The sequence below is a fragment of the Streptomyces sp. NBC_00872 genome, assembly GCF_045161915.1.
In the GTDB taxonomy this organism is placed as follows: Bacteria; Actinomycetota; Actinomycetes; order Streptomycetales; family Streptomycetaceae; genus Streptomyces.
Genome location: NZ_CP108806.1, coordinates 3,137,593 through 3,150,419, shown reverse-complemented (window position 1 = coordinate 3,150,419; position 12,827 = coordinate 3,137,593). Strand labels below are relative to the sequence as shown.

Genomic DNA, 12,827 nt, shown 5'->3' with positions numbered 1-12,827 from the left:
ACGTATTGAAGACAACCGCTGGAGACGCCCGGTGAGTTCCCCAGATCCGCAGGTTCGCGCAGCGCGAAACCGCTCAACCACGCACCCGTCCCGGGGCCCCGTCGTGGCGGTCACCGGCGCCGCCTCCGGCGTCGGTGACCTGCTCACCCGGCGCCTCGCCGCCTCCGACGAGATCAAGCAGGTCATCGCCATCGACGAGCGCCGGGGTGAGGTCTCCGAGGCGCAGTGGCACATCCTCGACGTGCGTGACCCGGCCATCGCGGAGAAGTTGCGCGGCGCGGACGTGGTGGTGCACATGGCGCTCGATCTCGATCTGGAGACCGATCCCGCCGCCCGGACGGCCTACAACGTGCGCGGTACCCAGACCGTCCTCACGGCGGCGGCCGCGGCGGGGGTCCACCGGGTCGTGCTGTGCACCTCGGCGATGGTCTACGGCGCGCTGCCCGACAACGACATCCCGCTCTCCGAGGACGCCGAGCTGCGCGCGACGGCGGAGGCCACGGGGGTCGGCGATCTGCTGGAGATCGAGCGGCTGGGCCGCCGGGCGCCCCGCGCGCACCCAGGGCTCAATGTGACGGTCGTACGGCCCGCCGTCCTGGTCGGCGGTACGGACACGGCCCTCACCCGCTATTTCGAGTCACCGCGGCTGCTCGTGGTCGCCGGATCCCGTCCCACCTGGCAGTTCTGTCATGTCGAGGACCTGGTGAGCGCCCTGGAGTACGCGGCGCTCGAAAAGGCCGACGGGGAGTTCGCGGTGGGCTGCGACGGCTGGCTGGAGCAGGAGGAGGTCGAGGAGCTGAGCGGTATCCGCCGGATGGAGCTGCCGTCCGCGGTCGCCCTGGGAGCCGCGGCCAGGCTGCACAGGATCGGTCTCACGCCCTCTCCGGCGGGGGATCTCGCGTACACGATGCATCCCTGGGTGGTCAGTGTCAGCAGGCTGCACGACGCGGGCTGGCGGCCGCGGTGGACCAACGAGGAGGTGCTCGCCGCGCTGCTGGAGGAGGTGGAGGGCCGGCACACGGTCGTGGGGCGCAGGCTCGGCCGCAAGGACGCCACCGCGGCGGGCGCGGCGGGCGCGACGGTGGCGCTGCTCGGAACGGCCGCGCTGGTACGGCGGGCCCGCAAGGCGAGACGAGGCCGCTGAGGCTGGGCCGGACCGCCTGCTGGACCGTCGGCCGGACGTCCGCCGGACACCGGCCGGACCGCCTGCCGGAGCCCACGACCGACCGCCTGCCGGGGCCCCGACCGGGGATGCGGTACGCGCTGTTCCTGGATGTCGGTGCCGTACGGCACGATGGGGACCATGGCGAGCACGCATTCCCATCCGGGCGAGCAGGCCGGGCAGGATCCCATCCGGCTGCTGGCGATCCGCGACACCCCGATCACCGTCGACGAGGTCTTCCGCGCGGTCGGGGACGACGCCTCGGGCGGTACGGCCCTCTTCGTCGGTACGGTGCGCAACCACGACGGGGGCGCCGATGTGGACACCCTCGGCTACTCCTGCCATCCCTCCGCGGAGACGGAACTGCGCCGCGTCGCCGAGAAGATCGTCGCCGATCATCCGGTGCGCGCGCTGGCGGCCGTCCACCGAGTGGGCGATCTGGCGGTCGGAGATCTGGCGGTCGTCGTGGCGGTCTCCTGCCCGCACAGGGCCGAGGCGTTCGAGGCCTGCCGGAAGCTGATCGACGACCTCAAACACGAGGTTCCGATCTGGAAACACCAGAAGTTCTCCGACGGCACCGAGGAATGGGTGGGCGCGTAGCGCCTCGTCGAGGGGACTGCCGAAGAGCTTCGGTCGGGCGCCTTGCCGCAGTGGGCCCGGCCTGAAACCTGGTCCGTCCGGGACGGCCCGATTTGCGTAACCGCACCCCTGCCAGCAGCGTTGTCTCAGCAGATGGTTAATCTGCTGATCGGTCAGTTCACAGACGCTCATGCACGTCGGGAGGTCGGTATGGCCGCACTTGCCTGGTTGTTGATTCCGCTATTCGCTGTCGTAGGCGCAGCGATATGGGGAAGCTGGGCCTCAAGAGATCGCACGGTCGGGGATATCGCCGAGCTGAATGGCTACGCCCGCTTCCGTGATGCCATGGAAAAGGCGCACTCCGGTCCGGATCGGTTCTGACGTCGTACGCCGTGGCAGCCGCCCGTACGCATTCGCTACGCGGATCCGCGCGCAGCCCCGTACGGACGGCCCCAGCGGTGCACAGAGGGACGCTTACCGTACTGTCGTTCCATGCCACGCCGCACCGCGACGATGCTCGCCTCCACCCTCATCCTCATCGCGCTGCTCTGCGCGGGAGTGCTCATCAAAGTGCCGTATTCGGAGATGAGCCCGGGACCGACGGTGAACACGCTCGGCAACGCCGGTGGAGAACCGGTCCTTCAGATCTCCGGGCACAAGACCTATCCGACGTCGGGTCATCTCAATATGACGACCGTCAGGGTCACGGGCGCGGATTACAACATGAACATCGTCGAGGCGGTCTACGGCTGGCTGGCACACGACAACGTCGTGGTGCCGCACGACACGCTCTACCCGGGCGGCAAGACGGAGGAGCAGTCCACCCAGGAGAACGCCGAGGAGTTCAGCCAGTCCCAGGAGAGCGCCAAGGTCGCCGCCCTGAAGGAACTGGACATCCCGGTCTCCTCGCGCACGGTCGTCTCCTCGGTGATCAAGGACGGTGCCGCCGAGGGCACGCTGCACGCGGGTGATGTGATCAAGCAGGTGGACGGGTCGCCCGTGCGGGAGCCGGCCGATGTCGCCAGGCTCGTCACCAAGCACAAGCCCGGTGAGGACGTCATCTTCAGCATCGTCCCCGCGGCGGACGCGAAGGCGGCGGAGAAGCTCGGCAAGGAGCCCGAGGGCATCGAGCTGATCACGCTGACCACCCAGCGGTCCGAGGAGGGTGACCGCGCGGTCGTCGGTATCCAGGCCGGGACCGACCACACCTTCCCGTTCGATGTCGACATCAAGCTCGCCGATGTGGGCGGCCCGAGCGCCGGGCTGATGTTCGCCCTCGGCATTGTCGACAAGCTCACGCCCGGCGCGCTCACCGGTGGCGAGTTCGTCGCCGGTACGGGCACGATCGACGACCAGGGTCAGGTCGGCCCGATCGGCGGTATCGAGATGAAGCTGGTCGGCGCGCGCGGCGCGGGCGCCGAGTACTTCCTCACCCCGGAGCAGAACTGCGCGGCGGCGGCCTCCGACGTCCCCGACGGCCTCACCCTGGTCAAGGTGAAGACGATCGACGATGCCAGGAAGTCGCTGAACAAGATCCGTGACGGGGACACGGGCGGTCTGCCGACCTGCGCGGCAGGCTGACCGGCCGTCTCCACCGCTCACGGCCACTCGCGCGCGGAACTCTCACGGGAGCGGCGCGCTCACGCGTAGCCGCCCGGGTCCCGGCCGGATCTCCGCCGCGCACCCGGGCGAAGATCCGCGGACCCCGCCGCCCCGCCGGACAGGACCCAGGCCCTGTCCGACGCTATGTGGCGGACGCGGCCTACGCCTCGAAGGTCGCCGCCAGGGCCTCGGCCAGGCCCGGCACCAGCCCCGAGCCCGTGAGCACCTCGTTCGGCGAGTCCTTCTCGCGCAGCCGCAGGGCCGACTCACGGGCGCCGTCACGCAGCACGGCGACCGTCATCCGGACCTCCTGGCGCTCCGGATGGGCGGAGACCCACCGGGCGAGACCCGCGTCGTCGAGACCGTCCGGCACGGACGCCTCCGCCGACGGCGGCAGCATCAGCCGTTCCACCGTCATCGCGCAGCCCGCCACCGCCCCGGGCCACGCGATGGTGCCGAGGAACTCGTCCAGCGGGGTGCCGGACGGGATCTCGTCCTGCTCGATGGGCGTGAGCGGAGCGACCGCCCCGCCGTCGTCGAGACCGAGCTGGGCGGCCAGCTCCGGCTCGTCGGTGCGCAGCCGCGCGGTGTCGACGAGCGCGAAGAGCCGGGCGGGCTGGTCCCAGCCGAGCCCCGACGCGTACTCGTCGATTTCGAGCACCGCGCGGGTCAGCGGGCTCGCGGCCATGGGGGTACCTGAGGGAGAGACGTTGGACATGGTCGATATCCTGCCTCCTTCGGGCCCCGGTGCGGGAACTAGGTAAAGCCTCAGTAAGTTGCATGAGTGGGCCCTTACGATCGCGGGGCCCGCTTTACACGCTGAAACACGACCGCGAACTTCGAGGTGCGCACGTTGGCTTTCCAGATGCCGGACCGCGGCGGAGGCCCGACCGGGCCACGGATCAGAGTGGGCCGGCCGTCCCGTCGGGCCCGGACCCTGCTCATGACGCTGGGAGCGCTGGCCGTGCTGGCCATGCTCTTCGTCATGTTCGCGGGGTTCTGGACCGACTGGCTCTGGTACCGCTCGGTGAAGTACTCATCGGTTTTCACGACCACGCTCTGGACCAAGGTCGGCCTGTTCGCCGTCTTCGGACTGCTGATGGCCCTCGCCGTCGGTCTGAACATCTGGCTGGCGCACCGGCTGCGGCCCCCGCTGAGCGCGATGTCGATGGAGCAGCAGAACCTCGACCGGTACCGGATGGGGATCGCACCGTACAAGAAGTGGGTGCTCCTGGCGATCACGGCGCTGGTCGGGCTGATCGCCGGCGCCTCCGCCTCCGGCCAGTGGCGCACGTGGCTGATGTGGGTCAACGGAGTGCCCTTCGGCCAGAAGGACCCCCAGTTCAAGATGGACGTGTCGTTCTACGCGTTCGATCTTCCCTGGTACCGCTTCCTGCTGGCCTTCGGTTTCGCCACCGCCGTGCTGTCGCTGATCGCCGCCGCGCTGACGCACTATCTGTACGGAGGGCTGCGGATCACCAGTCCGGGCGCGCGCGCCACGGCCGCCGCCACCGGCCATCTCTCGGTGCTGATCGGCGTCTTCGTCTCGCTGAAGGCCGTGGCGTACTGGCTGGACCGGTACGGGCTGGCGGTGAAGTCCAGTGACTTCAAGGCCGCGGGCAACTGGACCGGACTGCGGTATGTGGACGCCAACGCCTATCTCCCGGCGAAGACGATCCTCTTCTGCATCGCCGTCATCTGCGCCGTGCTGTTCTTCGCGACGCTCTGGCGCCGCACCTGGCAGCTCCCGGTGATCGGCTTCGGGCTGATGGTGCTCTCGGCGATCCTCATCGGCGGCCTCTACCCGGCGATCGTGCAGAAGTTCCAGGTCCAGCCGAACGAGCAGGCCAAGGAAGCGCCGTACATCAAGAAGAACATCGACGCCACGCGCGCCGCGTACGGCATCGACGACGCCGATGTGCAGGACTACGAGGGCAAGGGCGACCCGGCCAAGAAGGCCGACCAGCGCCAGGCGGCCGACTCCGCCGCCAGTTACCGGCTGGTCGACCCCAATGTGGTCTCGCCCGCGTTCCAGCAGCTCCAGCAGGAGCGTAAGTACTACCAGTTCCCGGCCACGCTGGACGTCGACCGGTACACCGACACCGACGGCAAGATCCAGGACACGGTCGTCGGTCTGCGCGAGCTGAACATCACGGGTATTCCCAAGCGCAACTGGATCAACGACCACTTCACGTACACGCACGGGTACGGAGCGATCGCGTCCAAGGGCACGAACACCGTGACGGACGAGAACAAGGGCACGGTCGGCGCTCCCGACTTCACCGAGTCCGGTCTGCCGACGACGGGACAGCTCCCCGAGTACGAGCAGCGGATCTACTACGGCGAGAAGACCGAGCAGTACTCGATCGTGGGCGGCCCGCAGAAGGAGCTCGACTACGAGAAGAACGGCGAGCAGACCACGAGCTACGCGGGCAAGAGCGGAGTCGATCTCTCCAACCCGCTGAACCGCGCGGCGTACGCGGTGGCCTTCAGCGAGCCGCAGATGGTCTACTCCGGCGCGATCGGTGACGGCTCGCGCATTCTCTACAACCGCACGCCCAAGGAGCGCGTCGAGGCCGTCGCGCCCTGGCTGACGATCGACGGCGACGCCTATCCGGCGGTGGTCGACGGCCGTATCAAGTGGATCATCGACGCGTACACCACGACGAACGGCTATCCGTACGCGTCCCGTACGACGCTGGGCGACACCACGGCCGACTCGCTGACCGACAACCAGCGCGCGGTCGTCGCGCAGCAGAACCAGGTCAACTACATCCGGAACTCGGTGAAGGCCACCGTCGACGCCTATGACGGCACGGTCAATCTGTACCAGTGGGACACCGAGGACCCGGTGCTCAAGACCTGGATGAAGGCCTTCCCCGGCACCGTGAAGGCGCGGGACGAGATCAAGCCCGATCTGCTGGCCCACTTCCGGTATCCGCAGGACATGTTCAAGGTGCAGCGCGAGCTGCTCACCCGCTACCACGTCACCAACCCCGCGCAGTTCTACAGCGGCAGTGACGCGTGGCAGGTGCCGAACGATCCGACCAACAAGAACAGCAGCGCGGTCCCGCCGTACTATCTGAGCCTCAAGATGCCCGGTCAGGACGATCAGAGGTTCTCGCTGACGACGACCTTCACGCCCAACGGACGCCCCAATCTTGGTGCGTTCATGGCGGTGGACGCCGACGCGACCAGTACGGACTACGGCCGGATCAGAGTGCTGAGGGTGACCTCCACCGTGCCGGGGCCGCAGCAGGTGCAGAGCGAGCTGAACGGTGTTCCCGAAGTCGCCACGTTCGTGCGGGACTTGAGAGGCACCGACTCGGACATCGAGTACGGCAATCTGCTGACCGTGCCGCTCGAAGGGGGCTTCCTCTATATCGAGCCGGTGTACGCGCGCGGCGGCACCGCCAACTACCCGCTGCTGAAGAAGGTGGCCGTCTCCTACGGAGGCAAGCCCGTCTTCGAGGACGGACTGACCCAGGCGCTCAACGCAGTCTTCGGCGAGGAGAGTTCTGAGCCGCCGGTCACGACACCGCCACCGTCCGACGGCGACACCACCAGGCCGCCCGCCACCGGCGACAAGGCGCTCCAAGAGGCCATCGCGGACGCGCAGAAGGCGTACGACGACGGTGAGGCGGCGCTGGCCAAGCAGGACTGGACGGCGTACGGGAAGGCGCAGGAGGCCCTCCAGGACGCCCTGCGACGGGCCGCCGCGGCGGACAGCACCCCGGCGGGCGGCTCGGAGAGCGCGTCGCCCGACGCGTCGGGCGACGGCGGCGCCGACAGCGGCTGAGCAGGCATCACTCCGCGTCGTGGTACGGTTGGGACACAACGACGCGGGGTGGAGCAGCTCGGTAGCTCGCTGGGCTCATAACCCAGAGGTCGCAGGTTCAAATCCTGTCCCCGCTACGCGAAGTCAAGGGCCCGGATCCAACAGGATCCGGGCCCTTGACGTGTGTCCGGCGTGTAAGCCCCCATGAACGGTGTTTCAAGGCGCGGGACTTGGGCCCGAGCGTGTTTGACTTGTCTCTCTGTGGGCATGTCGACAAAACGCTGAAGTGACCTTGCGGGTCGCGGTATACCTGCTGTACGCGGGTGGCAGGTGGTGCGACGATGGAAATTATGGGGGATAGGACAACTCTGTTGGAGACAGGGCGGTTTGTGCAGCGCCATGCGGCAGGCGCGGCCGACGCCGCGAGCGCCGCGGATTCTCTTGGTGCCACGAGCGCCCCGCTCACGTCCGGCGTGGAGGAGACCGCCGACGCAGAGACCGAGGCCCGCCACCGCCGCGCCGCGGACACCGGGGATGTCGCGTCGATGAGTGTGCTCGGCGCCCTCCTGCTGCGCCGCGGCGATCTCGACGGAGCCGAGCCGTATCTGCGGTCCGCGACCGCCGAGGGCGACCGCGCCGCCGCCAACAATCTGGGTGTTCTGCTGCACCAGCGCGGCTATCCGGACGAGGCGGCCGGCTGGTGGCGTATCGCCGCCGTCGCCGGATCCGCCGCCGCGGCCCACGCCCTGGGCCGCCACCACCGTGAGCTGGGCGACGAGCCGGCCGCCGAGTACTGGCTGCGCCAGTCCGCCGAGCAGGGTCATGCCCTCGGCGCCTATGCCCTCGCCGATCTGCTGGAGCACCGCAGCGATGTCGGGGCCGAGCGCTGGCTGCGCGCCGCGGCCGAGCAGGGGCATCGCGAGGCGGCGTACCGGCTCGCCAGGACACTGGAGCGCCGGGCCCGTGAGACCGGCCGCGCCGGAGCCGGCCCGGTCCACCGCAGGGGTACGGGCCCGACGGCCCCGGGCGGCGGTAGTACGGGCAGCCACCGGATCGGACGTATCGGCGCCCACCGCGACGGCACCGGTACGCGTATGAACACCGGCGCCCGTATGAGCACCGGCACCGGCACGGGTCCGAGCGCCGGCCTGAGCAGGGGTACGGGCACGGGTATGGACGCCGCGGGTGGCGCCGACGCGCCCGTCCTCCTCGCCGAGGCCGCCCAGTGGTACCGGCAGGCCGCCGCCCGGGGCCACCGCAGGGCCGCGCTGCATCTCGGCGCGATTCTGGAGAAGCGCGGTGAGCTGAAGGAAGCGGGCCGCTGGTATCTCACCTCCGCCAGGGACGGCGACGCGCGGGCGGCCTGCGCCCTCGGCTTTCTGCTGCGTGACGCGGGTGACGAGGAGAGCGCCGCCATCTGGTGGCTGCGCGCCGCGCAGGAGGGGAACGGCAACGCCGCCAACGCCCTCGGCGCGCTGCACGCCGCCCGGGGCGAGCAGCAGACCGCGGAGCGCTGGTACCGCGCCGCGATGGACGCGGGCGATGTCAACGGCGCGTACAACCTCGGACTGCTCTGCGCCGCCCAGGACCGCACCGTCCAGGCCGAACAGTGGTACCGCCGTGCCGCCTACGCGGGCCACCGCGAGGCCGCCAACGCGCTCGCCGTGCTGCTGCTGCAGGCCGACGACCCGACGGGGGCCGAGCCGTGGTTCTCCAAGGCGGCCGAGGCGGGCAGTGTGGACGCCGCGTTCAACCTGGGCATCCTCTTCGCCGGGCGGGACGAGGACCGTACGGCCCTGCGCTGGTACGAGCGCGCGGCCGCCGCGGGCCATACGGAGGCGGCCCTCCAGGTCGGTATCGCCTGCCTGCGGGACGGCGACGAGCGCTCCGCGGAGCGCCATCTGCGCTGTGCCGCGGGCGGTGGCAGCGCCGAGGCCGCGTTCCGGCTGGCCACCCTGCTCGACTCGCGCCAGCCGCCGCCCGGTCCGCCCGCGCTCGGTGAGCCGTACGGCCTCAAGAGCGAGTGCGAGCAGTGGTACGAGCGGGCCGCCGAGCAGGGGCACCGCCGGGCTCAGGTACGGGTCGGCATGCTCGCCGCCGCCCGCGGGGACATCGGCGACGCCGCGCGCTGGTACCGCGAGGCCGCGGAGGCGGGCAGCCGCAACGGCGCCTTCAACCTCGGACTGCTGCTCGTACGTGAGGGCGGTGAGCGGGAGGCCGCCCTGTGGTGGACCCGGGCCGCCCAGGCAGGCCACGGCCGGGCCGCGCTGCGCCTGGCGCTGCTCGCCGCGCGCCGGGGCGAGCTGACCGAGGGCCAGCGCTGGTGCGCCCGCGCCGTCGAGCTGGGCCCCGCCGAGGTGGCGGAGCGCGCCGCGCGACTGCGCGAGGCGCTCCACCAGGAACTGACCGCCTGAGACCCGGCCGCCGCGCCACCGAGCGTCGGCGTGCTAGCGCGCGGGGGGTGTGGACGGCTCGCACCGGCTGGGTTGCGACCGGCTGGGTTCCGACCGGCTGGGTTCCGAACGGTGGGGTTCCGACCCGTGGGGTTCCGACCGGTAAGGCTCCTCCAGGCGGGCGATCCGCTCCTGGAGAGTGGCGATCTCCGAGCGCAGGTCGTCGATATGGCGGTGGAGTGCCTGGACGCAGACCAGAGCGACACCGTTGGTGTCGGTGGCGGAGATCGTGACGTTGTTGGCGCCGAGTCCGAAGGCGGCGTGCCAGTCCTGGGCCATCGGGCCCAGATGCCGGACATGCGGCGGGTCCCAGTGGTAGCGCCAGGTGCTGACCGGCAGACGGAGAACCTCGTCCAGGACCTGATAGCCGTTGAGTGCTTCGGCGGGTCCGGTGGTGTCCGGAGTGGCGGCGGAGGCCAGCCCCGCCGGACCGGCCGCGGCCAGTGCGCGGGAGAGACGATCCGGTCGCGCCGGCCGCAAGCGGCGGACGGCGCGACGCACGGTGTCGGTGATCAACGGTCCCAGCGCACCGGTGTCACATCGGTCTTCGCGTTACGGTCGGACAGGCCGCCCAGGAGGCCGCCCACCAGGGGCAGACCACCCAGAAGCCCGGTGACGGGTGCCAGCTGGTCGCCGGCGAGGGGCTGCGCCGCGGCCGCGGCCGGTGTCTTGCTGCTCACGATCGGGGCGGGGTCGGCGGGGGCGGCCCAGCAGACCGGTGTCGCGGCCGCGGCCGCGATCCCGACGGCGGCGGTGACGGTCGCTGCGGACCGCACGAACTTGCTGGACGGTGGCATGGGATTCCTCCGGGGGGCAAGGTGATGACGCGGTTGTCCGGGGCCTAACGAAGAAGCCGGCCGAGAGGAAACGGCGTACTGGACCATCGGGCGCCGCCGTCCCGCATCCGGCGCACATCCGTCGCACATCCGACGTCGCACGTCTGCCGTCGCGCGTCCGCCTCCGTCGCTCACCGGCTCCGCGGTCCCGGGCCCGCCCTTAAGGGATTTGCACCGCTCGGCGGGCGTGACGTAATGTTGCGTTTACCGACGCGGGGTGGAGCAGCTCGGTAGCTCGCTGGGCTCATAACCCAGAGGTCGCAGGTTCAAATCCTGTCCCCGCTACTGACAGATCCGAGGCCCGGAACTCGAAAGAGTTCCGGGCCTCGGGTGTTTCGCCTCGGGTGGCCTCGGATGTTTCTTACGGTGAGGTGGGGCAAGGCAGGGCGGGCGCGTGGCGCGGTCAGGCGGACGCGCAGTCCGGGCAGGTGCCCCGGTAGGTCACCTCGACGTCCGAGACCGTGAAGCCGAAGCGCTCCCCGTCCGGCAGATCCGCCAGCGGATCGCCCGTGGGATGGACATCGCGGATGGCTCCGCACCGGGCGCAGACGAGGTGCTGGTGGGGCCGGTGCGCGTTCGGGTCGTACCGCTTGGCGCGGCGGTCCGTGGAGACCTCGATCACTTCACCGAGCGTGACCATCTCGCCCAGGGTGTTGTAGACCGTGGCCCTGGAGATCTCCGGCAGCCGGGCGACGGCGCGCGCGTGCACCTCGTCGGCCGTCAGATGCACATGCTCCCCGTCGAGGACCTCGGCCACCACACGCCGCTGGGCCGTCATACGCCAGCCTCGTCCGCGAAGTCGTTCCAACAGGTCACTCATGACAGCCAGTCTAACATTGAGGGGAACCAGGTCCGGTATCTGTATGACTTTGGATGGCTGCTTGACTTAGACAAAGTCCATCGTAGGATCGGTCACGAAAGCCGCCGAGGCACAGGACCGGTGGCGAATGACCAGGAGGCGCACGTGACGCAGGGACCGCTCACTACGGAGGCCGGGGCTCCGGTCGCCGACAACCAGAACAGCGAGAGCGCGGGCGCCGGTGGTCCCGTGCTGGTCCAGGACCAGGCGCTGCTGGAGAAGCTCGCCCACTTCAACCGTGAGCGCATTCCGGAGCGCATCGTGCACGCGCGGGGCGCCGGCGCGTACGGCACGTTCACGCTGACCCGCGATGTCTCGCGGTGGACGCGCGCCAAGTTCCTGTCCGAGGTCGGCAAGCAGACCGAGACGTTTCTGCGCTTCTCCACCGTCGCGGGCAACCTCGGCTCCGCCGACGCGGTACGCGACCCGCGTGGTTTCGCGCTGAAGTTCTACACCGAAGAGGGCAACTACGACCTCGTCGGCAACAACACCCCGGTGTTCTTCATCAAGGACGCCATCAAGTTCCCCGACTTCATCCACACCCAGAAGCGCGACCCGTACACGGGCTCGCAGGAGGCGGACAACGTCTGGGACTTCTGGGGGCTGTCGCCCGAGTCCACCCACCAGGTGACCTGGCTCTTCGGTGACCGCGGCATCCCGGCGACGCTGCGCCACATGAACGGGTACGGCTCGCACACGTACCAGTGGAACAACGAGGCCGGCGAGGTCTTCTGGGTCAAGTACCACTTCAAGACCGACCAGGGCATCAGGAACCTGACCTCGGCCGAGGCCGCGGTGCTCGCGGGCGAGGACGCGGACTCGCACCAGCGCGATCTGCGCGAGTCCATCGAGCGCGGTGAGTTCCCGTCCTGGACGGTGCAGGTGCAGATCATGCCGGCGGACGAGGCGGCGGCCTACCGCTTCAACCCGTTCGACCTGACCAAGGTCTGGCCGCACGAGGACTACCCGCCGATCGAGATCGGCAAGCTGGAGCTCAACCGCAACCCGGAGAACATCTTCGCGGAGGTCGAGCAGTCGATCTTCTCGCCGGCCCACTTCGTGCCGGGCATCGGTCCCTCCCCGGACAAGATGCTCCAGGGCCGTCTCTTCGCGTACGGCGACGCCCACCGCTACCGCGTCGGCATCAACGCCGACCATCTGCCGGTGAACCGTCCCCACGCCACCGAGGCGCGCACCAACAGCCGGGACGGGTATCTGTACGACGGCCGCCACAAGGGCGCCAAGAACTACGAGCCGAACAGCTTCGGCGGCCCGTTCCAGACGGACCGGCCGCTCTGGCAGCCGGTCGCGGTCAGCGGTGCCACGGGCAACCACGAGGCCCCGCGCCACGCCGAGGACAACGACTTCGTGCAGGCGGGCAATCTCTACCGGCTGATGTCCGAGGACGAGAAGGGCCGGCTGATCGAGAATCTCGCCGGGTTCATCTCCAAGGTCTCGCGCGACGACATCGCCGAGCGCGCGGTGAACAACTTCCGCCAGGCGGACGGTGACTTCGGCAAGCGACTGGAGGCCGCGGTCCAGGCCCTGCGCGGCTGAC

The 12,827-nt window shown here is 69.9% G+C and carries 11 protein-coding genes and 2 tRNA genes; 9 read left to right on the top strand and 4 right to left on the bottom strand.

Translation table 11 applies throughout. The features are described from left to right. Positions 1-31 precede the first annotated feature (31 nt). The 4 genes from OG214_RS13360 (at position 32) to OG214_RS13345 (ending at position 3,322) form a co-directional block, all read left to right on the top strand. Complete coding sequence (locus OG214_RS13360) at positions 32-1,144, top strand: SDR family oxidoreductase (protein ID WP_363083786.1); 1,113 nt, start codon at positions 32-34, stop codon at positions 1,142-1,144. A gap of 159 nt (positions 1,145-1,303) precedes the next feature. Then, a complete protein-coding gene (locus OG214_RS13355; protein ID WP_363083785.1) occupies positions 1,304-1,762 on the top strand; it encodes a molybdenum cofactor biosynthesis protein MoaE in 459 nt (152 codons plus the stop codon). Between the two features lie 132 nt (positions 1,763-1,894). Further along, positions 1,895-2,122, top strand: coding sequence for a hypothetical protein (locus OG214_RS13350; protein WP_382866357.1), 228 nt, complete (start codon positions 1,895-1,897; stop codon positions 2,120-2,122). 111 nt (positions 2,123-2,233) lie between these two features. After that, positions 2,234-3,322: a S16 family serine protease gene (locus OG214_RS13345; RefSeq protein ID WP_363083783.1), complete on the top strand. Its 1,089-nt coding sequence runs from the start codon at positions 2,234-2,236 to the stop codon at positions 3,320-3,322. Positions 3,323-3,503: 181 nt separating this feature from the next. On the opposite strand, the gene OG214_RS13340 is transcribed toward OG214_RS13345, so the two are convergent. Further along, positions 3,504-4,061, bottom strand: a complete 558-nt coding sequence (locus OG214_RS13340) for a PPA1309 family protein (RefSeq protein ID WP_363085931.1) — start codon at positions 4,059-4,061, stop codon at positions 3,504-3,506. 147 nt (positions 4,062-4,208) lie between these two features. Here OG214_RS13340 and OG214_RS13335 point away from each other — a divergent pair, with 147 nt between their 5' ends. The 3 genes from OG214_RS13335 (at position 4,209) to OG214_RS13325 (ending at position 9,535) form a co-directional block, all read left to right on the top strand. Further along, positions 4,209-7,142, top strand: coding sequence for a UPF0182 family protein (locus tag OG214_RS13335; RefSeq protein WP_363085932.1), 2,934 nt, complete (start codon positions 4,209-4,211; stop codon positions 7,140-7,142). 42 nt (positions 7,143-7,184) lie between these two features. Then, positions 7,185-7,258 (top strand) — tRNA-Met (locus tag OG214_RS13330). 204 nt (positions 7,259-7,462) lie between these two features. Beyond that, complete coding sequence (locus tag OG214_RS13325) at positions 7,463-9,535, top strand: tetratricopeptide repeat protein (RefSeq protein ID WP_405984859.1); 2,073 nt, start codon at positions 7,463-7,465, stop codon at positions 9,533-9,535. Positions 9,536-9,568: 33 nt separating this feature from the next. Here the strand turns inward: OG214_RS13325 and OG214_RS13320 are convergent, their stop codons facing one another. Together OG214_RS13320 and OG214_RS13315 are read right to left on the bottom strand one after the other, a co-directional pair. Beyond that, positions 9,569-10,090 carry a tail fiber domain-containing protein gene (locus tag OG214_RS13320; RefSeq protein WP_405984858.1) on the bottom strand — a complete coding sequence of 174 codons (522 nt, stop codon included), beginning with the start codon at positions 10,088-10,090 and terminating at the stop codon, positions 9,569-9,571. Next, the gene (locus OG214_RS13315) at positions 10,087-10,371 is read right to left on the bottom strand and encodes a hypothetical protein (RefSeq protein WP_363079687.1); all 285 of its coding nucleotides are present in this window, start codon (positions 10,369-10,371) and stop codon (positions 10,087-10,089) included. The genes OG214_RS13320 and OG214_RS13315 overlap by 4 nt, the downstream gene beginning before the upstream one ends. Positions 10,372-10,621: 250 nt before the next feature. Here OG214_RS13315 and OG214_RS13310 point away from each other — a divergent pair. Beyond that, positions 10,622-10,695 (top strand) — tRNA-Met (locus tag OG214_RS13310). Between the two features lie 118 nt (positions 10,696-10,813). Here the strand turns inward: OG214_RS13310 and OG214_RS13305 are convergent. Then, positions 10,814-11,230, bottom strand: coding sequence for a Fur family transcriptional regulator (locus OG214_RS13305; RefSeq protein WP_363079686.1), 417 nt, complete (start codon positions 11,228-11,230; stop codon positions 10,814-10,816). Between the two features lie 144 nt (positions 11,231-11,374). Between OG214_RS13305 and OG214_RS13300 the strand changes: the two genes are divergently transcribed. Then, entirely contained in the window at positions 11,375-12,826 is a 1,452-nt protein-coding gene (locus tag OG214_RS13300) for a catalase (RefSeq protein ID WP_405984857.1), read from the top strand. Position 12,827 lies beyond the last annotated feature (1 nt).